Origin of the sequence: Stenotrophomonas humi, from assembly GCF_001431415.1 — a bacterium.
GTDB lineage: Bacteria > Pseudomonadota > Gammaproteobacteria > Xanthomonadales > Xanthomonadaceae > Stenotrophomonas > Stenotrophomonas humi.
In genome coordinates this window covers 39989-66602 of the sequence record NZ_LDJI01000002.1, presented here as the reverse complement: position 1 = coordinate 66602, position 26614 = coordinate 39989, and the positions used below count along the sequence as shown (strand labels likewise).

Genomic DNA, 26614 nt, shown 5'->3' with positions numbered 1-26614 from the left:
TACCAATGGAGAGCTTCTTCCAGCTGTTGAAACGCGAACGTATTAAGCGGCGGATCTACAGCAATCACGACGAGGCACGCGCCGATGTCTTCCAGTACATCGAGATGTTTTACAACCCGACACGGCGACACGGTTCCAATGGCGGCCTGTCCCCGATAGAGTTTGAACGGCAGTACGCACTAAACGGCTGAAGAGTGTCTACAAAAGCCTGGGCGATTCAGCCGTTCTGCATTGGCCGTCCAGGCTCAATGAAGTCCAACGCGATGTTCTTGCGCTCAGCCCATTCCGCCAACGCTAGGGCGATGGACTAGGGGCCGTTGTCCAGGCGAAGCATTGCGGGATAGCCGCGCCACGCCGCAATTCGTTCCAAAGTTCGAATGACCCGTGTAACCGGCAAATTCAGACCAACTTCGATGACCAGAGCATCGCGACTGAAATCGTCGATTACGTTGAATGTACGGAACCGTCGCCCATCCCAAAGCGCGTCGGACATGAAGTCGATCGACCAGCTGCCGTTGATCTGCTCATCGGCCACAGACGGCTTCGGGTATCGGTTTGGAAGACGCTTCTTCCCTCGCCGACGCTGATTGAGCTTCATCAGACAGTACACACGCCAGACACGCTTGTGATTCCAGACCAAACCGCGGCGACGAATCAGTTGAGACAGCTTACCGAAGCCGCGCTCTGGAAAACGCTCAGAGAGCTCGGCCAACAACGCGATGACCTCTTCGTCCCGATCCGGTCGATGGCGGTAGCGTGCCGTCGACCGTGGCATTCCAATCGCCGCACAGGCCCGGCGTTCGCTCCAGCCGTGGCTGTCCTGCAGCCAGACCAAGAGCGGGCGCTTATGCGCCGGGTCTAAAGCTTTTTTGCAATCAGATCCTTCAACGCATGATTCTCCATCGCCAGTTCGGGGTACATCCGCTTGAGCTCGGCGTGCCCGGCTTCAACGTCGCGCAACCGCTGCACGTCCGAAGCATCCATGCCGCCGTACTTGGACTTCCAGACGTAGTAAGTCGCCTCGGAAATGCCAAACTCACGGCAGACATCCTTGACCTGCCTTCCAGCCTCAACCTGCTTCAACGTCGCAACGATTTGGCTCTCAGTGAATTCGCTCTTGCGCATCGGTGGTCTCCTTTGGGCTAGTTTGCCTGGAGACCTCTAAGAATGCCTGGATCAAGTTTACGGGCAGGCGGCAGGGAATGACCGGTTTCGGGCTACCATCGAAGCGCAGTTGGGTCGCAAGCTCACGCCGGGACAAGGTGGTCGGCCCAAGAAGCAAAGGCCAAAGGCCTAGAAACTCGACTCTGACCCCTGTTTTCCTGACCCCTGCTTTCGACCGCGACGGTCACGAGAAACTTAGTGCCGACCGCCTCCCATCCTTCCCTGAAAATGATGAGGTGCTAATTATGCTTTCTGGTAGGCCACCGCTCAGCAACGGAAACTAGGGAAACCTCGTGCACAACGTCTCGCACACTGGCCGGTGACACGTCTCCATCTAGCTCTCTTCGATGTAGCAGCCGCGTCCTCCTGCCGTCCAGGTACGTGATACTTCCTCCACTGAGGATTCCAAACGGCAACAGCGGACCAGACCGATCGAATCCGGCAATAAGCCTAAGGTGTGTTCTTTCTACCGATTCATCTGGTCCGACTGACAGGACCTGACAGTCTTCCGCTGAATCCGCGCCGAGAATATCCACTGGCAGGTTACACCGCGTGCAAGCCCTGTAAGAAAGATCGAATGAACGATCTCCCCTGATCGTTGGCTTTCCTACCACACTGAAAAATGCCCTACCCATCCAACCGGCCTTAAAAACCGAGAACCAGTCATTCCGGTTTGCGACAACTCGACTTAAAGCAACAGCCCTCCCTCCCCATATCGAGATATATGCCAATACCGTGTCAGAGCCGTGCGCAGCAACAGATATCCTAACGTCCTGCACGTTTCCTCGCTCATCCAGATGATCCATCATGTATTGGATGTGATTCCCAAGTATTTCGGTTCCCCCTGTTTCGTCAACTATCAGCATCCCGTACAGAACGGAGGCATCTAGCTCTTCAGGACTCTCATAGCACAGGCTGTAGTTTGTCAGGTATCCAAGACGATTCTCCGCAGAGACAAATTCCAACCTCGTCCCTTGATCGAGCCTGCCATCGGGGAAGCTAGGATTGACGTCAAGCTTGTCGAAGATGAAGGAAGCGATTTGACCAGTGAGATCTACTGGCCCTGGCGTCCTACCCTCTACGACTGCAGTTGCAACTAGGTATTCCATGATCGACCGGTGTGCGAACTTGCACCGCCCGTCATTTGTCCTGTTTAGAAGAGATCGACCTGTCAGCAGTTCCTGCCTGATTGAGATGCCCCATTCTTGGGCAAGTTTTGCCAGGTCTTCTCTAGAGCAGTGCTCGCCACCTCGGAGATGCCTGTTTGTGAAAAGGTCGAGCGCCAGTTTTTTTGAAAACTCCAGAAGGGGAGCGACCTTGACCCATCGAGATTCGCGATTGACCCAAGCGCTTACAATTGCTTGGTAGATGTCCGCTTGGCTCATGAGCGCCGAACGGTTTTCTTCTTCTAGCACGTCAGATATGTGCGCCAAGAGCATCGGGCGCATGACCAACGTTGGCACCCGAGCAAGCATTTCGCGTGCTCTTTCACGCTTTCTCCATGAACGCAGCCCAGGAAAAGCTACACGCAAGTATTTCCGGACACGAATTGAATCGAAGGGCGCGATGTAAAGGCGAGAGAATTCGTACTCTTTTGATGCGCCCAAGGGAGTCGGACCGGTTCGAACAGCACCGGTTTGTACAGGAATGTCATCATCGGTTGCAAAGAACTGGCTTCTGCAACTGATAACCACGGATCGAAAAGAGGATGTTAAGTCGATGATGGCATCGAGCCTCTTTGCGACCCCATCGAAAACCAGCGGATCCTCGTCGAAAGCGTCCATCAGTAGTACCGTACTGGCGTGGCGCTCTTGAGGGATTGCACGTATCTCGTCGAGATAACCAGACCTGGATAACGAGACCAAGGCCATTGAGAGCTTTTGCTTCTTGAGCTTTGCTTGCCTCTTGTGGAAGTAGTTGATCAAAAAAGTGGTCTTTCCCATGCCACAATCGGCGAAAATGAATACATGCTTCGCCGTTCTTGAGTCCATCACTATTTCGTCAAGCATAGTGAACAGAGATCGCCGCTGGACGGCCAGCGCGTCTGCCAAGTCGAGCCTAGTGCTGGGATCCGTAGTCATCCCTTGATGATGCACATATCCCTCCAAAGCTAGTTCAAGTTCGTCCTCCCCGAAGGATGTCGAACTTGCGTAGTCCCTGTAAGTCTTCTTTCGGATAAGAGCCAACAGTTTTGGCAGATATCGCCAAATGACCCCAACGACTGTGCACACGGCTGAAACCGCCAGCCCAATCCATAGGTCGTCGCTTTCAACAACCCTCTTAAAAACTACAGTCAAGCCTCCCATGCCCGGCCCCCGCCCCTGATGAGATACATTCCATGGATGATGGAGCTTATCTCAGTTCCGAAACAAAAAAGGGCGGCCTATGGCCGCCCTTTATCTCAGAACCCAGAATCAAACCCCAACAGGATTAGCCTTCTCCGGATCAATCCCATACTGCTTGATCGCCCGGGCGACATCCTTTGCCGTCATCTTCCCGTCCTTCGCCAACGCGGCAATCGCTGCATGCGCGATGTAGTAACGGTCAACCTCGAAGAAGCGACGCAGGTTGGCGCGGGTGTCCGAGCGGCCGAAGCCGTCGGTGCCCAGGACCGAGTACGTACTCGGCACGAAGGCGCGGATCTGGTCGGTGTAGGCGCGCACGTAGTCCGTTGCGGCGATGACCGGGCCCTGGCGGCCTTCCAGCAGCTGGGTGACGTACGGCTTGCGCTGTTCGGCTTCCGGGTGCAGGCGGTTCCAACGCTCGGCGTCGAAACCATCGCGACGCAGTTCGTTGAAGCTCGGGCAGCTCCAGATGTCGGCGGTCACGCCGAAATCCTTGTCCAGCAGTTCGGCCGCTGCAATGGCCTCGCGCAGGATGGTGCCGCTGCCCAGCAGCTGCACGCGCAGCTCGCCCTTCTTCGGCTTGCCGGCGTCGGTGAGCAGGTACATGCCCTTGATGATGCCCTCGGCTGCGCCTGCCGGCATGGCCGGGTGAGCGTAGTTCTCGTTCATCAGGGTGATGTAGTAGTACTCGTCGATCTGGTCTTCCATCATGGCCTTGGTGCCGTGCTGGAGGATCACAGTGACTTCGTAACCGAAGGTCGGGTCGTAGCTGCGCACGTTCGGGATGCCGCCGGCGACGATGTGGCTGAAGCCGTCTTCGTGCTGCAGGCCTTCGCCGTTGAGCGTGGTGCGGCCGGCGGTGCCGCCGAGCAGGAAGCCGCGGGTACGCATGTCCGCTGCCTGCCAGGCGATGTCGCCGATGCGCTGGAAGCCGAACATCGAGTAGTAGATGTAGAACGGCAGCATCGGCACGTTGCTGACCGAGTAGCTGGTACCGGCCGCCATCCACGAGGACATGGCACCCGGCTCGCTGATGCCCTGCTGCAGCACCTGGCCACTCTGGTCTTCGCGGTAGTACATCAGCTGGTCAGCGTCGACCGGCTTGTACTTCTGGCCGTACGGCGCGTAGATGCCGATCTGGCGGAACAGGCCTTCCATACCGAAGGTGCGTGCTTCGTCGGCGACGATCGGCACCAGACGCGGGCCCAGCTCCTTGTCACGCAGGCTGATGTTCAGCGTCTGCACGAAGGCCATGGTGGTGGAGTAAGTGCGCTCGCCCGATTCCTTGAGCAGGCGCTCGTAGGTTTCCAGCTTCGGTGCGATGAAGGACTTGTCGGCCTTCTGGCGACGCTGCGGCAGGTAGCCACCCAGCGAAGCGCGACGCTCCTGCAGGTACTTCACTTCCGGCGAATCCGGGCCCGGGTGGTAGAACGGCACCTGGCCGTCCTTGAGCTGCTCGTCGGTGACCGGGATGTTGAAGCGGTCGCGGAAATGGCGCACCGACTCGTCGTCCAGCTTCTTGGTCTGGTGGGTCGGGTTGAGTGCCTCACCGGCGCTGCCCATGCCGTAGCCCTTGACCGTCTTGGCCAGGATCACGGTCGGCATGCCCTTGGTGTTCACGGCCTGGTGGTAGGCGGCGTACACCTTGTGCGGGTCGTGGCCGCCACGGTTCAGGCGCCAGATGTCGTCGTCGGACAGGCCGGCGACCATCGCAGCGGTTTCCGGGTACTTGCCGAAGAAATGCTCGCGCGTGTACGCGCCGCCGAAGGCCTTGCAGTTCTGGTATTCGCCGTCGACGGTTTCCATCATCAGCTTCTTCAGGACGCCATTGGTGTCCTTGGCCAGCAGGGCATCCCAGTAACCGCCCCACAGCAGCTTGATGACATTCCAGCCGCCACCACGGAACACGCCTTCCAGTTCCTGGATGATCTTGCCGTTGCCGCGTACCGGGCCATCCAAGCGCTGCAGGTTGCAGTTGACCACGAAGATCAGGTTGTCCAGGCCTTCGCGGCCGGCCAGCGCGATCGCGCCGAGGGTTTCCGGCTCGTCCGACTCGCCGTCACCGATGAAGCACCACACCTTGCGGTCGGACTTCTCGATCAGGCCACGGTTTTCCAGGTAACGCAGGAACTGCGCCTGGTAGATGGCGGCCAGCGGGCCCAGGCCCATCGACACGGTCGGGGTCTGCCAGTAATCGGGCATCAGCCACGGGTGCGGATACGACGACAGACCGCCGCCGTCCACTTCCATGCGGAACTTGTCCAGCTGCTGCTCGTCGATGCGGCCTTCCAGGAAGGAGCGCGCATAGATGCCTGGGGCGCTGTGGCCCTGGATGAAAAGCAGGTCGCCCGGATGGGTGTCGCTCGGGGCGCGCCAGAAGTGGTTGAAGCCCACGTCGTACAGCGTTGCGCCGGAGGCGAACGAGGCGATGTGGCCGCCCAGGTCGCCCGGCTTGCGGTTGGCACGCACCACGGTGGCCATCGCGTTCCAGCGGATGATCGAGCGGATGCGCCACTCCAGCTCGGCGTTGCCGGGGCTCTTGGCCTCCAGCTGCGGCGCGATGGTGTTGACGTATTCGGTGGTGGGAGAGAACGGCAGGAACGCACCCGAACGACGGGTCAGCTCAACCATGCCTTCCAACAACTGATGCGCGCGCTCGGGGCCCTCGACATCGATAACGGCCTTCAACGACTCGATCCACTCCTGGGTTTCCAGGGGGTTCGTGTCGTTGTTAAGCATCTCGTTCAACCAGTTCATCAGAGCTCCCAGTTACTGCGCGCACGCGCGCGCTTGTTCGTTATTTTGAGCTGCAAAGTGTAGCGCACCCGGCCCCTTGCCAAGCTGGCTACGGATGCGTATGGCACCCCAAAAGCCAGTGTCCGCAAGACAGCTGACGACAGGCCGACGACGCAGACTCGGACATGCCGGGACAGCGCCGCCTCGCGCTTGTTGCTTGATACAGCCGCTGAAACTGCCACCGGGTCGGGTCAGGGCAATGACAGCAGAGTCATGCTGCATTGCAGCATCCATCAGGCAACACGCTGCAGTTGACTGGCAGAACGGTCTGTCCGCTGCCCAGCGGCATGCGGCGATTGCCGTCGGAAAGTTTTCGATATATCGTTTACGCAAATTCGATATATCGAAAGCTCGCCATGACTGCCACCGAATCCCGCCGTCGCACCTCCCCCCGCCCCTTGGGCCGTGGCGATCTACGGCTGTTGCTGCTGTCGCGGATCGGTCAGGGCCCGCACCACGGTTACGAGCTGATCCAGCAGATCAGTGAGATGTTCGTGCGCGTGTACACGCCCAGCGCCGGCTCGGTGTATCCGCTGCTGGCTGATTTCGAGAACCAGCGCTGGGTGCGCGCCGAGGAAGACGGCGGCCGCAAGCGTTACCACATCACCAGCCTGGGCCAGGCGCAGTTGAAGCAGCGTGCCACCGAGGTGGAGGACGCGCTGCTGCGTGCCCGCCACAGCGCGCGCGTGATCACCCGCGCCAACATGCCACCGGCACTGCGCGACGCCATGCACGATTTCACCCACTCCGTGATGGCCCGCCACGGACGTTGGCAGAACGCCGACATTGAACGCATCACCGCGCTGCTGGAACAGGCCACCGCACTGGTGCAGGACGTTCCGCAGGGCTGATTGCAAACCTTGACCCCCACGACCCAGCCAGAGCGATCCAGCCAGGTCACCCCGGCACACGCCGTCATTGACCACACAGGTAATGCCATGTCACTGCACGAAACCCGATTGATCCGCCTCACGCCCCGCTTCCGCCAGCTGCAGGTACTTCACAGCGAGCGGCTGACCCCGAACATGCAGCGCATCGTGGTCGGTGGCGATGCGCTGGAAGGCTTTGACAGCCGCTCGCCGGACGACCACGTCAAGCTGTTCTTCCCCAATGGCGAAGGCGCGTTCGTGCTGCCGGAGCTGACCGAACAAGGTCCGCGCTATCCGGAAGGCAAGCAGCCCTCGCCCGCCCGCGACTACACCCCGCGACACTATGACGCCGCTGCCAACACGCTGGTGCTGGACTTCGTGCTGCACGGCGACGGCCCGGCCACCACGTGGGCGGCCAATGCCGAGGTGGGCGATGAACTGGTGGTGGCCGGCCCGCGTGGTTCGCATGTGGTGGCCGATGATTTCGATACCTATGTACTGATCGGCGATGAAACCGCGTTGCCTGCCATCGCGCGGCGCCTGGCCGAACTGCCGGCCCATGCGACAGCCGAGGTGTTCATCGAGATTCCCGAAGACGGCGACCGCCAGCCGCTGGAGAGCCCGGCGCAGGTAACGGTGTCGTGGTTCGAGCGCAATGGCTTCGACGCAGCCAGCAGCACGCTGCTGGAAGATGCGCTGGTGGATTTCGAGCAGCCCGATGGCGACACGCATTACTGGATTGCCACCGAATCACGCCGCGCACGGATGATGCGCAAGTTCATCGAAGGCCACCTGCAGGTGCCGAAGGAATGGATCCGCTCCACCGGCTACTGGAAGGCACATCCGGATGAGGTGGAGTGAGGTTGGTCTGTAGATAAGACCCGACGGTCATCGCTTCTTTTCTGCTGCATGCGCTGCAGGGAAGAAGAGCCAACCGCATCCCTCCCCTCCCGTTTGCTGCGCGAAAGAGAGGCGGCGGATTGCCTGTTCGGAGAGAGCGCTGATCTGCGCCAAGTCCGCTCTCTTTGGCCGCAGGCCAAACAGAAGGATGCGAGGGGTGCTTTCAGGCTTTCAGGCTTTCAGGCTTTCAGGCTTTAAGTCCTGCAAAGCTTCAGAGCGGCCCGGTACTGCGCCCGGGCCCAAACCGATACGTCAGCCCCAGCATCGGCCCTGACAGCGACACATCCAGGCGTTTGCCGCTGTCGCGGTAGTCCACGCTCAGGTGGCGATAGCCCATCGACAGGAACAGGTTGTCGTTGGCCTGGTAGTTGGCCAACGCCACCACCTGCCAGGTGGCATCGGAACCCACACCGAAGCCGCCCACATCCACATAGGCCACGCTGCTCCAACGCGGTGCGAGGGCCTGCCGCCAACGCAGCGCGGCAATCGGGTCGACGAATGAAGCATCCGAACGTGCCGACACCAGCCCCGGCACGTTCACCGCTGCGCTGATATCCCAATAGCGCAGGCCTCCCATCAGGTCGATGCCGGTGCGCTCGGTCGCCATCCATGCATAACCGGCGGTGACAGTGGCCGAGCTCTGCCGCACCTTCACCTTGGCCACGACGCCAATCGGCAATGGGGCTGCATCCGACGTGGAGGCATGGGTGACGTCGGCCTGCAGCACGAAGTTGCCACGCCGCGCGGTGCCGGTGATGAAGGCTGCGGCATCCAGGCTGTCCATCAGCTCGGAGAAGGACTTGTGCACGTCGGCCATCGGCGCGCTGCGGAACGGCCGCACCTGCCCTTCCATGCCGCTCATCCACACGTAGGGCGTGGCCTGGAAGCGCCATGCATCGGCAGCAACGTCACCGGCCTCGGCCGATTGTGCCTGCGCCAGCGGAATGCCGCCCATTGCCAACAACGCCAGCAGCGACAGACGCTGCCGTCCGGGTTTGAATCGGATGTTCATTGAAACTCCAGGTGACGCGCGCCCGGAAAACCGGGCACGCGGCGTGCAGACGGTGCGCTCACACACCCAGGAATCGGAATGCCTTGGCGTCCTTGAACTGCGCGTTGGCCTCGCCCGAATAGATGGTGCGCTGCTGCGGGCCCAGATCCAGCCGCTTGACCTTGCCGGTGCGCTCGCTGAAATCGATCTTCTGCAGGTCCACCCAGAACACGTTGGTGCTCAGCGCCGACTCGAAGTAGTAACGCTTGCGTGTGTGGTCGGACACCGTGCGCCAACGGGTGGACGAGATGTTCGGTTCGTTCGGCGTGGTGATGCCGTACGGCACCGACACGTTGCGGATCACGCCGAACACGCTGGCAGTGGACTCCACCGGATCACTGGATTTGGGAATGGCGTCCACATAGAACGCGGCACGCGCAAAGCGGTCGGAAGCGCGGTTGGTACCCGGCAACATCACCGTGCCACCAATCTGCCGCCAGTAGCTTTCCAGTGCCAGCTGTTCCTCGAAGATCGGCGAGTTGGTCATCACCTTGTAGTCGCGGCTGTGATGGATGACCTGCCTGCCCTTGATGTACTCGATGATGGCGCTGTCACCGCTGGCATCGGACAAGGACAGATGCAGCGTGGCCAGGCGCTGTTCGCCCGGTGCCGAGTCCGAGATCAGCGTGAACGGCTCGTCGGCCAGTGCTTTTACCGCTTCATCGACGGTGGCGAAGTTGTCGAGCATGTACTGCGTCCATGCCGAAATACTCAGGCCTGGCTTGTCATTGTTGCGCTCGGGGTACTCCGATTCGGCCAGCCACAGCAGGTTGGCGACAAGCCCGGTCTCGTTCATGCCATCGGTGGTGGCGAAGTCATACGCGCTGGTGATGACGCTGCCGTAGCGCGAGGCCCACGTCAGCGAATTCGCGCCGGCCTCGCCATTGCGCGCGATGCCACGCGGCAATATCCATAGATGGCTGCCGGTATCAACCTTGTAGTCCATCGAGCGGCCGGTGAATACGTCATTGCCGGCACCGTGATACACGAAGCGGGTGCAGGCATCCGCGCTCTGCGGAAAGGTCAATGCCCCGAACAAGACCGTGGCGCATGCGGCCACGATGGAACGCCGAACTGCTTTCATGGATAAGCCCCTTTTGGATTGACCCGCGCGGAACTGCCAAACGGATTGAAGCGGTCGCGTGCATTGTCCTGCAGCAATGAAAAGCAGATATGGACTACATCACGGCCTGTAATCAACCGTGAGCAAACGTCAGCCTGTTGGAGAAGACCCGCACGGCGGCAGGCCTTCATCATGCAATCACGGGGATGCGGCTACCAACGCAGCCGAGCGTGCTGCAGGCTTGCCAATCATGGTGGCGGGCCCGTGCGATCTCCCGCAACATCGTTGTCATGCCGCTCAACTGCGGAGGCCGCAGACTCGAACAGCGGCGGTGTATTGCTGTCTTGACCTGTGGCCTTCACCGGAGGATCTGTCCCTGTGAATGCGACGGCTCATCGATGCACTTTCCAGGGCGCCGGCAGATCCCGCCATCCACCGCCAGCGGATGCCAGGCGGTGCTTTCACACGCGACGTGCATTGGCCGACTGGTATGCTCCGGCCCAGCCAAATCCGGCCGTAAACCCTGTGCCTTCGCATGACCCTTTCCATCGTCAACCTCCGCAAGTTCTGTCTTCCTGCCGCCGCTGTCGTGATCGCTGCGAGTCTGAGCGGCTGCCTGACGACACCCGGCCCCACCACTGCCGGCGATGGCCGCTGCAATGACACGCAATTGCAATGGGCCGTGGGTCAACCCGGCAACGAAGTGAACATCCGCCGTCTCAAGCAGGAAAGCGGCGCCGGCCTGCTGAATCCGATTGGTCCAACCACGATCGTTTCGCGCGACATCCGCCAGGACCGTCTGCGCGTGTTCCTGGATGCGGCCAATGTGATTACAGCGGTGCGCTGTGAGTGATTGATGGGTTGCAAGCGGGCCGATGCTTTTGACGTGTGGGCCGCAGGCAATTCGACGGCAGATTCATAGCCTTGGGTGCGCCGCGCCTGCACGGGCCGCGGGGCTGGAAAGCCAGACAATGCCTGACTCCATACCTTCCCCCGTGTACGGGGTGAAGGCATGCGGCTTACGAGCCATCGGCTCGTGCATTGACTGAACGCCACGCACGCTGTGCGTGGCTGGGGCACGCAGCGAGGTGCCCCGCAGGGGCGGATGAGGCCGGGTTTGAGTATGTGCTGTGATTTGCAGCAGGCTTCGGCGACGTTGATGCCTGACCCCGGCAAACCGACTTCGGCCTCCCCTCACCCCAACCCCTCTCCCGCTCGCGGGAGAGGGGCCTGGAGGCAATGCGGCGTTGGCCAAGACGAGCCCATAAGGCGCAGCAAGCCGCTCCTCTCCCGCTTGCGGGAGAGCCCACGCAGAGCACCGCGCTCCGCTCAGCTGCCGGTCTTGTCCTTGATGGTCGTGCTGGGGCCGTTGCCCTTGACGCTGGTGATGCCGGCTTCGCGTGCAGCCTGCGAGGCGTACATCTGGCTGCTGCCGATCACCTGGTGATTGGCTGCCTTGAGATTGAAATGATGGCGCCCGTCACTGCTGGTCTTGCGCTCGTAGCGCGCTTCGTCCGGGCTGTTCTTCTGCACCGAGGCAATGCCGTTTTCCGCGGCAGGTCGCGTGGTGTAGCGCTCACTGGTGAGGATCACCTCGGCATTGCCTGCCTTGAGCACGAAATAAAACTGACCGTCACTGCTCTTGTCCAACTCGTACCAACCCGCCATCACGATTCCCCTTATGAGGATGATGCCGGCATGCGGTCACGCTGGTAGCACAACCGCATGCAAGGCTGTGAGCCCGGATACCCGGACGGATGCGGCCGCCATCTGCTGCGGCCGCCCGTCGGACTTTACCTCAATCTTCCTGCCGCTCCAGCCAGGCCAGCTTCTGGCCGCGCGGCTGTCGTTTCAGCTCCCACTCGGCGCGCGAGGCGGCGGAACGGTCGGCATAGGCCCGCCAGCCCAGAATGCGCAACGGCGGGTGCGCCCGTGTGTAGCGCGCACCCTTGCCACTGAGGTGAACCCGGAACCGTGCTTCCACGTCGGTGCTGATGCCGGCGTAGTAACTGCCATCACTGCATTCGAGCAGATACAGGAACCAGCTTGCAGCAGTCATGCAGGCTCCGGGTGGACCATTACAGGCTGGCGGCGTCGGCGATCTTGCACAGGCCCTCGCCCACGGCCTTGTTGGAGGTCAACTGCCCGCCCTTGATGCTGAAACGCACTTCGACGCGGACGGTGCCATCGTCCTGGCGACGCACGGTGGTACGCAGCGGCACGGTCGAACCGCCGCCACCACGCACCGGGTTTTCCGCCGCGATGTAGCCGGTCTGTTCGTTCGGGTAGACCCCGACCATGCCCTCGGCCTCGATCGCTGCCAGGGTCTTGGCGAATGCCTGCGCGTAGCTGATGCCTTCGTGGTCGGTCGAAGCCAGGAACTGCTTGCCGGTGGTGAAGCCGCCGGCCACGGAAAGGTTCTGCAGACAGCCGCTGCCCGAATCCACAACCGGCTTCTTGGCGGCGACTGCCATCGACGGGGCCAGCATCAGTGCCAACGCCATGGTGCAAATACGGGTACGCATCACTTCCTTCTCCCTGGTACGGTGATTTTCATTGGCTTCCTGCCGGGTGAGACGCATTCCCCTGTCGCCACAGCAGGCGGGGGCTGCTTGCCCCCGCCGCGTAAACTACTTGGACAGACCGCTCCACGCCAGTGGAAATGTCACGCTTTGCCTCAGGCGGCCGCTTCCAGTTGGGTACGGCGGCGCTCACGCACGGCCTCGGCCAGACGCTGGAGCACCTGCACGGTGCTGTCCCAGTCGATGCAGCCATCGGTGATGCTCTGGCCGTAGACCAGCGGCTGGCCTTCGACCAGCTCCTGACGGCCAGCGACCAGATGGCTTTCAACCATCACCCCGACCACGCGCCGCTCACCGCCGCGCAGCTGGGCGGCGATGTCGTCGATCACCTTGGGCTGGTTTTCCGGGTTCTTGCTGCTGTTGGCGTGGCTGGCGTCGATCATCAAGCGTGCCGGCAGGTGTGACTTGGCCAGCACTTCACTGGCGGCCTGCACGCTGGCAGCGTCGAAGTTCGGGGTCTTGCCGCCGCGCAGGATCACATGGCAATCCGGGTTGCCCTGGGTGGCGACGATGGCGGTACCGCCTTCCTTGGTCACCGACAGGAAATGATGCGGATGCGAGGCCGCACCGACGGCGTCGGCGGCGATCTTCACGTCACCGGTGGTGCCGTTCTTGAAGCCCACCGGGCACGACAGCCCCGAGGCGAGTTCACGATGTACCTGGCTCTCGGTGGTGCGCGCGCCGATGGCGCCCCAGGCGACCAGGTCGGCGATGTACTGCGGCGAGATCACATCCAGGAATTCCACGCCGGCCGGCAGGCCCAGGCGATTGATGTCACGCAACAGGCCGCGCGCCACGCGCAGGCCCTTGTTGATGTTGAAGCTGCCGTCCAGGTCCGGATCGTTGATCAGGCCCTTCCAGCCCACCGTGGTACGCGGCTTCTCGAAGTACACGCGCATGACGATTTCCAGCTCGTCGCCGAGCGCATCACGCAGCGGGCGCAGGCGCTGGGCGTATTCCATCGCCGCAACCGGATCGTGGATGGAGCACGGGCCAACCACGACGGCGAGGCGGTCATCCTGGCCATGCAGGATGCGGTGCAGGGATGCGCGTGCGTCGGCCACGGTCTGCGAGGCTTCTTCGTCACAGGGCAGCAGCGACAGCAGCTGTGCCGGCGGGGTCAACGGTTCAAGTTTGCGGATACGAAGATCATCGGTGTGGGGGGGCATTGCAGGGACTCCAGTTCAAAACGTGAAGGGTTTGCCCCAGCAGTGGCGGCATAAAAAAAAGCCGCCAGGTGTGCTGGCGGCTTTTCGGGAATGCTTCTGAAAGTTTCTTCAGGGTGAGCGCAGTCCTTCCTCCGCCAGCGGCTTCGGAAAGTAATACCAAAAGTAAAAGCTGGCGCGGGCTGCGTTCATGGGGAGCATTGATAACACGGTTTTTTGTGCGATGCGACAGTTTCAGAGGCAACAGACAGCTTCGCTACAGCGTTCAGCTTCCGGGGCCGGACAGCAGCATGTCCCCTTTCCAGCTGCCATCTTCGCCCTGTGCCAGGGTGAGTTCGGTCATCGCCACGCCCGCATTCTGCAGCTCTTCCAACCACGCCACGACGGCGCTGGGATGCCCGCTCAATGTCACCGCAATACGCTGGTCAGGCCGTGGTTGCAGCAAGGCGATGCTCAGCCCGTGCTTGCCGGCACTTGCCGCCAGCATGGCCGACAGATCGGTGGCATTCATCTGCGCGGCGAGCTGCCCGCCTGCCACCAGGCGCGCTGCATTGGCCCGCAGATGCTGCATCACTTGATTCACCCTGCCAGCGCCATACTGACGCTCTCGCTGACTGCCCGCGCCTGGTCCAGACATGAACACCGCCAACAACGATCCGCTGCAGATCGCCTGCCCGCACTGCAACGCCATCAACCGCGTTCCTGGGGCACGTCTGGCACAGTCGCCGTCCTGCGGTCGCTGCCACAGCGCCCTGTTCACTGCTACGCCCATCGCCTTGAACGCGGCAAGCTTTGACGCGCATGCCAACCGCTCGCAGATTCCGTTGCTGGTCGATTTCTGGGCCGCCTGGTGCGGGCCCTGCCGACAGATGGCACCGGAGTTCGCCAAGGCTGCAATGCAGCTGGAACCGCAGATGCGGCTGGGCAAGGTGGACACCGAAGCCGAGCCTGCTCTTGCCAGCCGCTTCGGCATCCGCAGCATTCCCACCATGGTGCTGATCCAGGCGGGACGCGAGATCGCGCGGCAGTCCGGGGTCATGCCCGCCAGCAGCATCGTGCAATGGGCGCGGCGTTGAACCACCACCGCTAGTGCCGAAGTGGAAAGCGCAGCATGGCTGCGCTCGGCGTGCGCACTGGCAGACTGCACATCCGTTTGCGCAGATCCCGGAGTCGCGAACGCCTGGCCGGGCCATGTGAGGCCAACGGCTGTATTTTTTACATCTGCGATCACCGGCTCATCACCTGTTCCATTCCGGAACATCTCGTCCACCCGCTCTCAGCCAGGTTCGTCGTCAAGCGCCAACCGCTGCGGGCATGCACGTCATGCACACATCCATCGACATGTCGCCTACCTACCCGAAAGACGCAGCGGCATCCGCTTGAACCCGCTGCATGAACTGCCTCACGGGGCGTTGCCAACACAGGAAGTGTGGCCATACTGATACCGCCATCCGGGCCAGCGTCGCAGATCCCCCTCGTGTGAGCGTGCGCCATGCGTACCGATTCCCGCCGTGTGCAGATGTTCGTTGCCGTCGCCGACACACTGTCCTTCACCCGTGCGGCCGAAACACTGCATGTTGCACAACCGTGGTTGTCCTCGCAGATCCGCAAACTGGAAACGCAACTCGGCTTTGATCTGTTCATCCGCGACAGCCGTCGTGTGGCACTGAGTGCGCAGGGCAAGGCATTGCAGGGCCCCGCACGTGCGGTGATGCAGTCGCTGGACGAATTCAGCGCCTGTGCCAGCATGCTGCGCAGGCGCGAAGACCCCCCGCTGCTGCGTATCGGCCTGCCGCCCTACTCGCATCTGTTCGCCAAGCGCGTGGCGCTGCTGGAACGCTTCGCCCAACTGCAGCCGAAGATCCAGATTGAGATCGCGCTCGGTTGGAGCCCGGAGTTGGTCGAGCGCGTGGCAGCCGGCACATTGGACATGGCCTTTACCGTGGGCGATGTCACCGACCCTGCGTTGGACTACCAGCTCATCAGCCACGCGTCATGCCACGTGTGCTGCCGCAGCGACGATCCCCTGGCTGCGCTGGAGGTCGTGCGAAGCGCCGACCTGCGCGGCAGGACGATCCTCGCCTTTGAACGCGGCTTGAATCCCTTCGTGCATGAGCAGCTGTTCGGCGCCGCGCAGCGGGCCGGCGCGGTGCTGCAGGTGGATCACGAAATGATGAGTGATCTCTGGCTGCAGCACATTCTTGCCGGCAGCGTGGTCGGCCTGAACTTCATTCGCAGACCACCTGCGCAGCTGCGTGAACGCCTGTGCATGCGTCCGCTGGCCGACGCCGCCGACATCGCGCTGCGGCTGGTGCGTCGGCGCGGCACGCAACCGGCGGCAGCCGAGCGCTGCTGGCAGCTCGCACGGGGCGCGGCAGTGCCGACGCACCAGGATCAACACACCTTCCAGACGTAATTGTTATGGATGGCGGTCGTTTTCGTATTGGACGCCGCAGCCGCCAATTCCGATAGTGGATCCCATGGATCGCGTCGGCTTGACCCTGTTCACGCTCCACCTGCTGTGCAGACTCCCGAACAACGGGCCGGGAGTGGCGTACCTCATGGGGCGTGAGCAGGTTCAAGCAGACGCCGGGGGCACGTCGGGGCGGTTGCCGGCATTGCCATGCCGCCCTCTCCCCCGGCGCGACCACACCCACGCACCAGGGGACAACCGCGCAACCGGAGCATCCCGCAGCGGCCACGGCATCACACCCACATGACTTTCCGGGCGATGCCTGCCTATCCCGGCAACACCCGCACCGACGCACAGGTCGTCCAGCGGTAATCGACTGCAAGAGAACACTTTCCGATGAATGCACAAATGAAGATGCAGGGCGGCGCACGCGCGCGCCTGGATGGTTTGCTGCGCGCCCGATCCATCGCGCTGGTCGGCGCGACCGAGCGCTCGGCATGGTCCAACGGTGCGTTCGCCAACTTCGGCCGGCTCGGCTACGAAGGCAGCATCCACGTCGTCAATCCAAAGGGTGGGCGCATCCATGGCGTCAACGCGGCCACATCCTGCCGCGCGCTCGGCCAGCAGGTGGATGCTGCCCTGCTGATGGTGCCGATGCACGCCATCGAGGAAGCCCTGCAGGATCTGCACGAAGCCGGCATCGGCAACGCGGTGATCCTCAGCTCCGGCTTCGCCGAGCTGGGCGGCGATGGCGCGGACCGCCAGATGTCGCTGGCCGCACTTGCCCGTGACAAGGGCATTCACCTGCTGGGGCCGAACTGCCTGGGCTTCATCAACTTCATCGACCGCGTGCCGATCTGGACGATCAACCTGCCCACGCGTCTGGCCGGCAATGTGGCGCTGGTGTCGCAGAGCGGCGCCACGGCCAGCTACATCGCCGAATTCGCAGGCCGCCAGGGCGTGGGCCTGAGCTACATCGTCTCCACCGGCAACGAGGTGGACCTGAATGTCGCGCGCGTCGTTGACTACCTGGTCGATGACGATGCCACGCGGGTCATCTGCCTGTTTCTGGAAACCTCCCGCGATGCGCAGACCCTGGCCGCTGCCGCACAGCGCGCATTGAGCGCCGGCAAGCCGATCATCGCGCTCAAGATCGGCACCAGCCACATCACTGCCAGATCTGCCCAGGCGCACACCGGCTCGCTGGTCGGTGACGATCGTGTATTTGATGCGGCGTGCCGGCAACTGGGCATCATCCGCGTGCAGTCGGTGGATGACCTGGTGGCCACTGCCGGGTTGCTGTCACAGGTACAACCGCGCAGTGGCGGCGTGGGCGTGCTGGCCATTTCCGGCGGCATCTGCGAAGTGGCCGCGGATCGTGCCGAGGCCGTGGGCCTGCAGCTGGCGGAACTGTCCCAGCCCACGCGCGATGCGCTGAAGCAGCTGTTGCCCGACTTCGGCACGCCACACAATCCGCTGGATGTAACCGGCGCCGCCATGCTCGAGCCCTCGCTGTTTGCAAGCAGCATCGGTGTCCTGGCCAGCGACCCCGGCGTGGACCTGGTGGCTTGCCTGTACGACATGCCGGGCGCGCCATTGCAGAAGTATTCCGAACAGGTCATCGCCGCGGTCGGTACCGGCTTTGCCGCCATCGACGCGCAGAGCGTGCTGCTCAGTATCACGCCGCGTCCGGTGGTCGATTACAGCCGCCTGCTTGCCAAGCACCACGGCATCGCCTATGTCGCTGCAGGGGTGGATCGCGGGCTGTCGGCCATTGCCAGCGCACAGTGGTGGGCGCGAAAGCGTGGCGAGTGCCATCCGCTGCCTGTCGCCAATGACCTCCCGCAGATCGACGCACGGCCTGCCACCGAACGCCAGACGCTGGACTACCTCGCCAGCCAGGGTGTGCCGGTGATTCCCGCTCGCATCGCCACCGATGCAGCGCAGGCGCGCAGCATCGCCCATGAAATCGGTAGCCCGCTGGCGTTGAAGATCGCCTCACCGGACATCGCCCACAAAAGCGATGTCGGTGGTGTCCAGTTGAATGTTTCACCCGCCCACGCCGCCGATGCCTATCGGCAGATCCGCGTGGCGGTCGCTGCGTCATGCCCGCAGGCCCGTATTGATGGCGTGATCCTCTCGCCGATGCGCGGCAACGGCATCGAGCTGCTGGTCGGGATCGTGCGCGACCCGCAATGGGGGCCGATGCTTGCCGTCGGCCTTGGCGGCATCTGGGTGGAACTGCTCAAGGACACCAGCCTGCGATTGCTGCCGGTGACCGCCACCGACGTACGGGCGATGCTGGATGAACTACGTGCCACACGATTGCTGGACGGCTACCGCGGTGGTCCTCGCGTGGACCGCAACGAAGTGGCCGACGTCATCGCCCGCATCGGCAATGCCGCCCTCGCGCTGGGACCGCGACTGCACTCGCTGGAAGTCAATCCATTGCTGGCCACACCCGGCCACGTTGAAGCACTGGATGGACTGACGCTGTGGAACGATGAGGACGCACCGTGATCCTGCCTGCCAACATCCCGGTGATCGTCGGCGTCGGCGAGTACATCGACCGGCCCTCGACGCCCAGCCACGGGCTGGAGCCGATGGACCTGATGCTGCGCGCCGCGCACGCTGCTGCGAACGACGCACATTCGGCGCTGCTGTCACAGGTCGATTCGCTGGACGTGGTCAACATCAGCAGCTGGCCATATCCCGATGCCCCTGGCCATCTTGCACAGTGCCTGGATATCCGGCCACGCCACACCACATACGGCCCGGTGGGCGGGCAGAGTCCGCTGGCATTGCTCCAGGACGCGGCACAACGCATCGCCAATGGGCAAAGCCAGGTCGCATTGGTCTGCGGCGCCGAGGCGCAGCACACCGTTACCCAGGCATTGAAGCAAGGCATCGAGCTGCCGTGGACGGCACCCGGCAGCGACGCGCAGATGCCACTGCGCGGTGCCGACATCGTGCATTCACTGGCGGTGCGCCTGGGCTGCAGCCAACCGCTGTCCATCTATCCGTTCTACGAAACCGCCAGCGCCGCGCATTGGCGGCAATCTCCGAGCGCGGCACAACGCGAGTCCGGCGAACTGTGGGGCCGCTACTCCCAGCACGCCACCAGCAACGCCACCGTGTGGCTTCCCGGGCCGTACAGTGCGGCGGACATCATCACCGCTTCATCGGACAACCGGATGGTCGCCTGGCCCTACACGAAGCTGATGGTCGCCAATCCGCAGGTCAACCAGGGCGCGGCGGTGCTGCTGACCAGTCTGGAACGTGCGCGCGATGCCGGCATTCCGGAGCAGCAGCTGGTGTATCCGTGGGGTGGCGCGCAGGCACAGGAACCACGCGACTTCCTGGCACGCGACCACTACTGGGAAAGCCATGCGCAGAATGCGGTGCTGACTGCCTGCGTCCACCTGGCCGGTGGCGCATTCGAGGCGCTGGAGCTGTACAGCTGCTTCCCGTGCGTGCCCAAGATGGCGCGTCGCATCCTTGGCCTGCCGGCACGCTTCGAACCCACCGTCACCGGGGGGCTGACCTTCTTCGGCGCACCGTTGAGCAACTACATGACCCATGCGGTCTGCGCGATGGTGCGGCGCCTGCGCACGTCCCTGTCCGTCTCCCGGGGCCTGCTGTATGGGCAGGGCGAGTTCGTCACCAAACATCATGGTCTGGTGTTGGCGCGGCGCCCTTATCCGGGTCATCCCGCGCTGGCCTACAGCAACGTGCAGCAGATCGCCGACAGCCATCGCCTCGTGGTGCCCGCCGTTGAAGCCGAGCCGCGGGGCGCGGGGCAGCTGGAAGCCTTCACCCTGCTCTACCACCCCAACGGTGAGCTGCGGCATGGCGTGGCAATGGTGCGCACCCCCCACAACACACGCACGCTGGCGCGCGTTGCTGCCGATGACAACTGGACCCTGCTGGCGCTCACCGACCGCGACATCTCCCCGGTCGGCCGCACCGGCGTCCTGCGACCCACCCAGCACGGCTACTCGGAATGGAGCCTGGTGGCATGAACCGAGACATCCTCCCGCTCTGTGCGGGCGTGAATCTGCAATACGTTGCCCCGCACGTGGCCTGGGTCACGCTGGACCGCCCGCAGGCGCGCAATGCGATCGACGCCGATGTCACCATCGGCCTGGAACTGGCGGTGGCGATGACCGAGACCGACGTCGACATCTGGTGCACCGTGCTCACCGGGGCAGGTGAACAGGCGTTCTGTGCCGGCGCTGATCTGCGCGTCATCGCCGAGGGCGAAGCCGCCAGCCTGAGCACGCCCGGCGGTGGCTTTGCCGGCTTCGTGAATCAGCCCCGGCAGAAGCCGTGGATTGCCGCCGTCAATGGCTTTGCCCTGGCCGGCGGAACGGAAATCGCATTGGCCTGCGACCTGATCGTCGCCGCCGAGCACGCGACGTTCGGACTGCCCGAGGTGCAGCGTGGCCTGGTCGCCGCCGCGGGTGGGTTGTACCGCCTCACGCGGGCGATTCCGCGTGCCCTGGCCCTCGAATTGATCCTTACCGGAGAACGCCTTCCGGCACAGCGCGCGCATCAGATCGGCCTGGTCAACCACGTCGTGCCCATGGAGGGGCTGAGGGCGTGCGCGCTCGCACTGGCACAGCGCATCTGCGCCAATGCCCCGATCGCGGTGCGTGAAAGTCTGACTGTGGCACGCGCCGCATTCGATCACGATGACCAGGCGCTGCGACAGATCAGCGCCCATGCAATGCACACCGTCGCCAGCAGCAACGACTTCAAGGAGGGTCCACGCGCATTCCTGGAGAAACGCCCGCCCCGATGGAGTGGCACATGACACTCCCCGCACGCTGAGCGCAGCGCATCCGGGGCACCGTCACGGCCGTCTCCCCCCTGTAGCCCCTGTGCACGGCCTCCCCTCACTGCGCAGCTGGCCGCAACGAGACGTCCGGTCCCCGACGGTGTCCCCGGGTGTGCTGCGCTGAGCGTGGACTGCTGTGCTGAGTGTGAAGTGCAGCGTTGAGCGTGGCGCGCCGCAATCACCAGCGCTGATGCGGCGCCAGCGGTGCCGGATGCGAAGGGAACAATGGCAGTACCTCCTCGGCCAGCTCCTGCAGTACCTCCGCTGCCGGTCGCTGGGAAAACTGGATGCCGAGTGCGGCATGGTTGACCCCGGCACGCTGCCAGGCTTCCAACAGTTCAATCAATCCCTTGCGGCCCGTGCGCAGCAGGTAGCCGCCCTGCAGCGGCACACGCGGATGATCCGGATCGTCAACCAGATCCAGCCATTCATTGGTCATGTGCGGGCGGAACCCCCCATCGGGAATCAGCCGACGCCAGGCGCGGACCTTGTCGGCCAACCGCAATGGCCCGGCACGATCATGCGTGCTGTCCGGGTAGGTCAACCAGCCATCGGCGTGTTGCGCCACCCACTCCAGCGGCTGGCGCGCGCCACCGGTCACCATCAACGGGATGCGCGTGTTCACCGGCGGCGGCAGCAACTGGATGCCCTGTTCCGCCAACGGATGCGATGCGCCGCTGCCAACGGGCTGCAGCCATTGACGGAATGCGCCCACCGTCTCGGCAAAACGTTCACCGCGCGAGGCGTGGTCCAGGCCATAGGCCGGGAACTCAACCGGCCGATCCCCCGACGCGATACCCATCACCAACCGGCCACCGGACAGCTGGTCAATGGAAGCCGCGGACTTCGCCAGCTCGATCGGATGCCGCAGCGGGAACACCACGCTTCCGGTGGCCAACGCCACGTGTCGCGTTCGCGCCGCCAGAAATGCCAGATAGGTGAAGGGATCAAACACCTGCCCCGCATCACCGAACATCGGATCGAACAGCGGGACATCGCGCACCCACACCGCTGCGAAGCCCTGCTGGTCGATGTACTCCACCAACGCGGACTGCCCCTCAAGCACGCGCATGTCACCGCTGTAGAAACGCATCGGCAGGAAGATGCCGAGGCTGAGTCGGTCGGGCCGGAACATGCGTTGATAGCCGGGGTGCTGCGCGAAGGCCGCTGCCGATGCACCCGCGATCGGTGTCTGCGATTCAATCATCTGCGTTATCTCACGGCCCCGTCGCGATTTCAGGAAGGGCGATGCCACGCTGCACCGCCGGCCGCTGCGCCACACGCTGGTACCAGGCCCAGAGATGACGGTGATGATCGAACGTCATGCCGATCACCTCGGCAATATGCAGCCAGCCGAAGTTGGCGATATCGGCGATGGAGTACTGGTCGGCAGCAAGCCAGTCGCGTCCGACCAGGCGTTGATCGAGCGTCGCCAATGCGGCTTCGCTCAGCTGTTGATAGCGCGCTATCGCCGGCAGATAGCGTTCCTGGTCGAAGTGCTCGAAGTGCACCCGCTGACCCAGCACCGGACCGACGCTGGCCGCGTGGAAGATCAGCCAGGTCACTGTTTCCCAGCGCCCGACAGCGTCCTGCGGAATCAGCCGGCCATGGCTTTCGGCCAGGTACAGCAGGATGGCGGCGGATTCGAACAAGGTCACGCCACGCGCCTGGTCCACCAGTACCGGAATGCGCCCGTGCGGGTGCAGCTTCAGGAATTCCGCCGTGCGATGCTCGCCCTGCTCGATGCGCACATGGTGCAGCTGGTAATCCAGCGCAAGCTCTTCCAGCGCGATGGTGGCCTTGTAGCCGTTGGGCGAACTGTCGGTATACAGATGCAGCGAAGGCAGTGACATGAAAGCTCCAGTTGCGGATTTCTTCGGGATGACATCGTCCTGTCCGCCATGGCGATGGCAGAGGGATCGGATGAGGGGGAAACAGCGCGCGGATGCGTCGGTGCGGGAATGGGGTCAGTCTAGGCAGCCACTGTCAGTGCGTGAAACGATCTTTCCTGCCCGGATCGTTTAGCGCAGCTCAACATGCTGCGCTGCCGTTATCGCCTGCTGCGAAACACATCCGCCTCGAAGGCGAGTAGCTGGGCCTTGCGCCGCAGGCCAGCGCTGTATCCGGTCAATCCACCGCCCACGGCAACGACGCGATGGCAGGGAATGATGATGGAGATCGGGTTGATGGCGTTGGCGCGGCCTACGGCACGCGCGGAGGATGCGGGCTGCAGCTGCCGCGCGATCTCACCATAGCTGACGGTATGCGCGAACGGCACCCGCCTCAGCCGTTGCCAGGCACGCTGTGCGAATGCACTGCCGCGTGGCGCAAGCACCAGATCGAAGTCCTGCCGCGTGCCGTTGAAATACGCATCCAACTGCGCGCTGACCGCCGAGGCCGCGCGTGCATCCGTGGGCAGGACATCGAGCGCATCGGCCAGCAGCAGGCGGTTGTCGTCGTCTTCAAAATCCAGACGCAGCAGCGCGCCCTGCGCATCGACGACGGCAACCATCACCCCAAACGGCGTACGGATATGCGCCTGTCGCCAAGCCGATGACACGCAGCCAACGCCATCTGTTTCACCTAAGACGGGCCACCGTTGTGGATGGGACCGATAAACTCGCGGATGCTCTGGCATGCCCACGGAGGATAGAGATCCATCCTGCGCGTGCGAGCCATTTCTTCTAAACCCTCACTGCAGGAAATCTAAACATGGGTGCGGTTCTTCCCCTGCTGGCACTGCGCGCATTCGTGGAGACCGCACGCCACGGCACGCTCAAGGCAGCCGCCGATGCGATGGGCGTGACGTCCGGCGCGATCAGCCAGCAGCTGAAACTACTGCAGGAACGCACCGGCGTAGTGCTGTTCGAGCGCACGCGCCAGGGCGTGGTGCTCAGTGCGGCCGGCACACGGGTTTACCCCGAACTGAAACAGGCGTTCGACCAGATAGAGAGCAGCCTGCGCACGCTGGAGCGCCTGAGGGGCCGGCAGACGCTGCGGATCAGCGCTGCCCCCACGTTCGCCACCGCGTGGCTGGCGTCGCGGCTGCCGGGTTTCAGTGCACAGCATCCACAGATCGACGTGCAGCTGGACGCCACCACGCAGATGGTGGACCTGCGTCGTGATGGCGTGGACATCGCCATCCGCCATGGGCTTGGGGAGTACCCGGGCATGCAGGTCGAACATCTGTTCGCCCCGGTGTTGCTGCCGGTGGCAAGCCCCGCTTTGCTGGCCACCACCGCGCCCATCACCATCGCCCGGGATTGCCTGCGGTTGCCACTGCTGCAGGACGCCGACCGCAACGATTGGCGGCTGTGGTTCCAGTCCATGGACATCGCTGCCGAACCGCAGATGGAACGCGGGCCCGCGTTCGACGACGACCTGCTGTTGATCCGTGCCGCCGAAGCCGGCCAGGGCATCGCGTTGGTCCGCGACATTCATGCCGCCAGCGAAATCGCCGCCGGCCGCCTTGCCGTCGCCATCGACCTGCCGTGGCCGCAGGCCTTCGCCTACTACGCGCTCAGCCTGCCGGCGGAAGAGAACCTGCAACCGTGCATACCGCTGTTCCTGGCCTGGCTGCGCGGGCAGCTGGCGCAGCCCACGGTTTGAATGCAGACCCATCGCATCGGCATCGCATCGCTATCAATGAAAAACAAAACCCCGCCTTTCGGCGGGGTTTTGTGTAACGCAAAGCAGCGGTGAGGCTGCGGTGGACTTAGAAGTCCATACCGCCCATGCCACCCATGCCGCCCATGCCGCCGCCGCCCATGGCCGGCTCGTCCTTCTTCGGAGCTTCAGCGACCATGGCTTCGGTGGTGATCATCAGGCCAGCAATCGACGCAGCGTTCTGCAGGGCCGAACGGGTCACCTTGGTCGGGTCCAGGATGCCGAATTCCAGCATGTCGCCGAACTCGCCCGAAGCGGCGTTGTAGCCGAAGCTACCGGTGCCTTCCTTGACGCGGTTGACGATGACCGACGGCTCTTCACCGGCGTTGGCAACGATTTCGCGCAGCGGCGCTTCCATCGCGCGCAGGGCGATCTGGATGCCGTGGTTCTGGTCTTCGTTGTTGCCCTTCAGGCCAGCCAGAGCGGTGACAGCGCGCACCAGGGCAACGCCGCCGCCCGGGACAACGCCTTCTTCCACTGCGGCGCGGGTAGCGTGCAGGGCGTCATCGACGCGGTCCTTCTTTTCCTTCATTTCGATTTCGGTCGATGCACCGACCTTGATCACGGCAACACCGCCGGCCAGCTTGGCCACGCGTTCCTGCAGCTTCTCGCGATCGTAGTCCGAAGAGGTTTCTTCGATCTGGGTCTTGATCTGCTGCACACGCGACGCGATGGCAGCGGTATCGCCGGCGCCGTCGATGACGGTGGTGTTTTCCTTGGAGACCTGCACCTTCTTGGCGCGGCCCAGATCCTTGATGGTGGCCTTTTCCAGCGACAGGCCAACTTCTTCGGAGATCACGGTGCCGCCGGTCAGCACGGCCATGTCTTCCAGCATCGCCTTGCGACGGTCGCCGAAGCCCGGTGCCTTGACGGCCACGACCTTGACGATGCCACGGATGGTGTTGACCACCAGGGTCGCCAGCGCTTCGCCTTCGATGTCTTCAGCGATGATCAGCAGCGGCTTGCCTGCCTTGGCGACGCCTTCCAGCACCGGCAGCAGCTCACGCACGTTGGAGATCTTCTTGTCGTGCAGCAGGATGAACGGGTCATCCAGGTCAGCGGTCTGCGACTGCTGGTTGTTGATGAAGTACGGGGACAGGTAGCCGCGGTCGAACTGCATGCCTTCGACGACGTCCAGCTCGTTTTCCAGGCCCGAGCCTTCTTCAACGGTGATCACGCCTTCCTTGCCGACCTTCTTCATCGCTTCGGCAATGATGTTGCCGATCGACTCGTCCGAGTTGGCCGAGATGGTGCCGACCTGGGCAATGGCCTTGTCGTCGGTGGTGGGCTTGGAGATGTTCTTCAGCTCGGCGACGGCGGCCACAACGGCCTTGTCGATACCGCGCTTCAGATCCATCGGGTTCATGCCGGCAGCAACCGCCTTGGCACCTTCGCGGATCAGGGCCTGGGCCAGCACGGTGGCGGTGGTGGTACCGTCGCCTGCGTCGTCATTGGTGCGCGAGGCTACTTCCTTCACCATCTGCGCGCCCATGTTCTCGAACTTGTCAGCCAGTTCGATTTCCTTGGCGACAGACACGCCGTCCTTGGTGATGGTCGGCGCGCCGAAGCTCTTTTCGAGCACGACGTTGCGGCCCTTCGGGCCCAGAGTTGCCTTGACGGCATTGGCGAGAACGTTGACGCCGCGCACCATGCGCGAACGGGCGTCTTCACCGAAACGAATATCCTTGGCAGCCATTGCTTGAAACCTCGGGAAAAGGGGAATTAGGGGATTTGGATGGGGTGAATCAACAGCGGGACC

At 63.1% G+C, this 26614-nt stretch carries 23 protein-coding genes and 1 pseudogene; 10 read left to right on the top strand and 14 right to left on the bottom strand.

Annotated features, from left to right (window positions below; all coding sequences use genetic code 11):
* The coding region (locus ABB26_RS00685; RefSeq protein ID WP_152982493.1) for an IS3 family transposase at positions 1-191 on the top strand (191 nt) is incomplete at its 5' end.
* Between the two features lie 29 nt (positions 192-220).
* Here ABB26_RS00685 and ABB26_RS18485 read toward each other — a convergent pair.
* From ABB26_RS18485 to aceE, 3 genes and pseudogenes are all read right to left on the bottom strand, one after another.
* A pseudogene (locus tag ABB26_RS18485) lies at positions 221-1125 on the bottom strand (IS3 family transposase); the annotation flags it as partial.
* Positions 1126-1403: 278 nt separating this feature from the next.
* Positions 1404-3470, bottom strand: a complete 2067-nt coding sequence (locus ABB26_RS00670; RefSeq protein WP_057631643.1) for an NACHT domain-containing protein — start codon at positions 3468-3470, stop codon at positions 1404-1406.
* A gap of 108 nt (positions 3471-3578) precedes the next feature.
* The gene (aceE, locus tag ABB26_RS00665) at positions 3579-6266 is read right to left on the bottom strand and encodes a pyruvate dehydrogenase (acetyl-transferring), homodimeric type (RefSeq protein ID WP_057631642.1); all 2688 of its coding nucleotides are present in this window, start codon (positions 6264-6266) and stop codon (positions 3579-3581) included.
* Positions 6267-6661: 395 nt separating this feature from the next.
* On the opposite strand from aceE, the gene ABB26_RS00660 reads away from it, so the two are divergent.
* Both ABB26_RS00660 and ABB26_RS00655 read left to right on the top strand, forming a co-directional pair.
* Positions 6662-7156: a PadR family transcriptional regulator gene (locus ABB26_RS00660; RefSeq protein ID WP_057631641.1), complete on the top strand. Its 495-nt coding sequence runs from the start codon at positions 6662-6664 to the stop codon at positions 7154-7156.
* A gap of 87 nt (positions 7157-7243) precedes the next feature.
* Entirely contained in the window at positions 7244-8035 is a 792-nt protein-coding gene (locus ABB26_RS00655) for a siderophore-interacting protein (protein WP_057631640.1), read from the top strand.
* Positions 8036-8285: 250 nt separating this feature from the next.
* Here ABB26_RS00655 and ABB26_RS00650 read toward each other — a convergent pair whose 3' ends face one another.
* The gene (locus ABB26_RS00650) at positions 8286-9086 is read right to left on the bottom strand and encodes a hypothetical protein (protein ID WP_057631639.1); all 801 of its coding nucleotides are present in this window, start codon (positions 9084-9086) and stop codon (positions 8286-8288) included.
* Between the two features lie 58 nt (positions 9087-9144).
* A complete protein-coding gene (locus tag ABB26_RS00645; RefSeq protein WP_083490610.1) occupies positions 9145-10209 on the bottom strand; it encodes a linear amide C-N hydrolase in 1065 nt (354 codons plus the stop codon).
* A 514-nt stretch (positions 10210-10723) separates the two neighbouring features.
* Between ABB26_RS00645 and ABB26_RS00640 the strand changes: the two genes are divergently transcribed.
* Entirely contained in the window at positions 10724-11041 is a 318-nt protein-coding gene (locus ABB26_RS00640; RefSeq protein ID WP_057631638.1) for a hypothetical protein, read from the top strand.
* 476 nt (positions 11042-11517) lie between these two features.
* Here the strand turns inward: ABB26_RS00640 and ABB26_RS00635 are convergent, their stop codons facing one another.
* The 5 genes from ABB26_RS00635 to gspM form a co-directional block, all read right to left on the bottom strand.
* Positions 11518-11856, bottom strand: coding sequence for a YegP family protein (locus ABB26_RS00635; protein WP_057631637.1), 339 nt, complete (start codon positions 11854-11856; stop codon positions 11518-11520).
* Between the two features lie 130 nt (positions 11857-11986).
* Positions 11987-12247 (bottom strand): GIY-YIG nuclease family protein, encoded by a 261-nt coding sequence (locus ABB26_RS00630; RefSeq protein WP_057631636.1) that lies wholly within the window; start codon positions 12245-12247, stop codon positions 11987-11989.
* 19 nt (positions 12248-12266) lie between these two features.
* Positions 12267-12713: a hypothetical protein gene (locus ABB26_RS00625; RefSeq protein WP_152982492.1), complete on the bottom strand. Its 447-nt coding sequence runs from the start codon at positions 12711-12713 to the stop codon at positions 12267-12269.
* A 152-nt stretch (positions 12714-12865) separates the two neighbouring features.
* The gene (locus tag ABB26_RS00620; RefSeq protein ID WP_057631634.1) at positions 12866-13939 is read right to left on the bottom strand and encodes a 3-deoxy-7-phosphoheptulonate synthase; all 1074 of its coding nucleotides are present in this window, start codon (positions 13937-13939) and stop codon (positions 12866-12868) included.
* A gap of 262 nt (positions 13940-14201) precedes the next feature.
* Positions 14202-14573 (bottom strand): type II secretion system protein GspM, encoded by a 372-nt coding sequence (gene gspM / locus ABB26_RS00615; protein WP_161808994.1) that lies wholly within the window; start codon positions 14571-14573, stop codon positions 14202-14204.
* Here gspM and trxC point away from each other — a divergent pair.
* From trxC to ABB26_RS00590, 5 genes are all read left to right on the top strand, one after another.
* Positions 14572-15012, top strand: coding sequence for a thioredoxin TrxC (gene trxC, locus ABB26_RS00610; RefSeq protein WP_057631632.1), 441 nt, complete (start codon positions 14572-14574; stop codon positions 15010-15012). The two genes, gspM and trxC, sit on opposite strands and share 2 nt — an antisense overlap.
* Positions 15013-15428: 416 nt before the next feature.
* Entirely contained in the window at positions 15429-16352 is a 924-nt protein-coding gene (locus ABB26_RS00605; RefSeq protein WP_057631631.1) for a LysR family transcriptional regulator, read from the top strand.
* A 393-nt stretch (positions 16353-16745) separates the two neighbouring features.
* Positions 16746-18869, top strand: coding sequence for an acetate--CoA ligase family protein (locus tag ABB26_RS00600; RefSeq protein ID WP_083490608.1), 2124 nt, complete (start codon positions 16746-16748; stop codon positions 18867-18869).
* Positions 18866-20371, top strand: coding sequence for an acetyl-CoA acetyltransferase (locus tag ABB26_RS00595; protein ID WP_057631630.1), 1506 nt, complete (start codon positions 18866-18868; stop codon positions 20369-20371). The genes ABB26_RS00600 and ABB26_RS00595 overlap by 4 nt, the downstream gene beginning before the upstream one ends.
* Positions 20368-21165, top strand: coding sequence for an enoyl-CoA hydratase-related protein (locus ABB26_RS00590; RefSeq protein ID WP_057631629.1), 798 nt, complete (start codon positions 20368-20370; stop codon positions 21163-21165). The genes ABB26_RS00595 and ABB26_RS00590 overlap by 4 nt, the downstream gene beginning before the upstream one ends.
* A gap of 202 nt (positions 21166-21367) precedes the next feature.
* Here the strand turns inward: ABB26_RS00590 and ABB26_RS00585 are convergent, their stop codons facing one another.
* From ABB26_RS00585 to ABB26_RS00575, 3 genes are all read right to left on the bottom strand, one after another.
* Positions 21368-22396: an LLM class oxidoreductase gene (locus tag ABB26_RS00585; protein ID WP_057631628.1), complete on the bottom strand. Its 1029-nt coding sequence runs from the start codon at positions 22394-22396 to the stop codon at positions 21368-21370.
* A gap of 10 nt (positions 22397-22406) precedes the next feature.
* Positions 22407-23042, bottom strand: coding sequence for a glutathione S-transferase family protein (locus ABB26_RS00580; RefSeq protein ID WP_057631627.1), 636 nt, complete (start codon positions 23040-23042; stop codon positions 22407-22409).
* 197 nt (positions 23043-23239) lie between these two features.
* Complete coding sequence (locus tag ABB26_RS00575; protein WP_211261926.1) at positions 23240-23749, bottom strand: methylated-DNA--[protein]-cysteine S-methyltransferase; 510 nt, start codon at positions 23747-23749, stop codon at positions 23240-23242.
* A 152-nt stretch (positions 23750-23901) separates the two neighbouring features.
* On the opposite strand from ABB26_RS00575, the gene ABB26_RS00570 reads away from it, so the two are divergent.
* Complete coding sequence (locus ABB26_RS00570) at positions 23902-24798, top strand: LysR substrate-binding domain-containing protein (RefSeq protein ID WP_057631625.1); 897 nt, start codon at positions 23902-23904, stop codon at positions 24796-24798.
* 106 nt (positions 24799-24904) lie between these two features.
* On the opposite strand, the gene groL is transcribed toward ABB26_RS00570, so the two are convergent.
* Positions 24905-26551 carry a chaperonin GroEL gene (groL, locus tag ABB26_RS00565; protein WP_057631624.1) on the bottom strand — a complete coding sequence of 549 codons (1647 nt, stop codon included), beginning with the start codon at positions 26549-26551 and terminating at the stop codon, positions 24905-24907.
* Between the last annotated feature and the right edge of the window lie 63 nt (positions 26552-26614).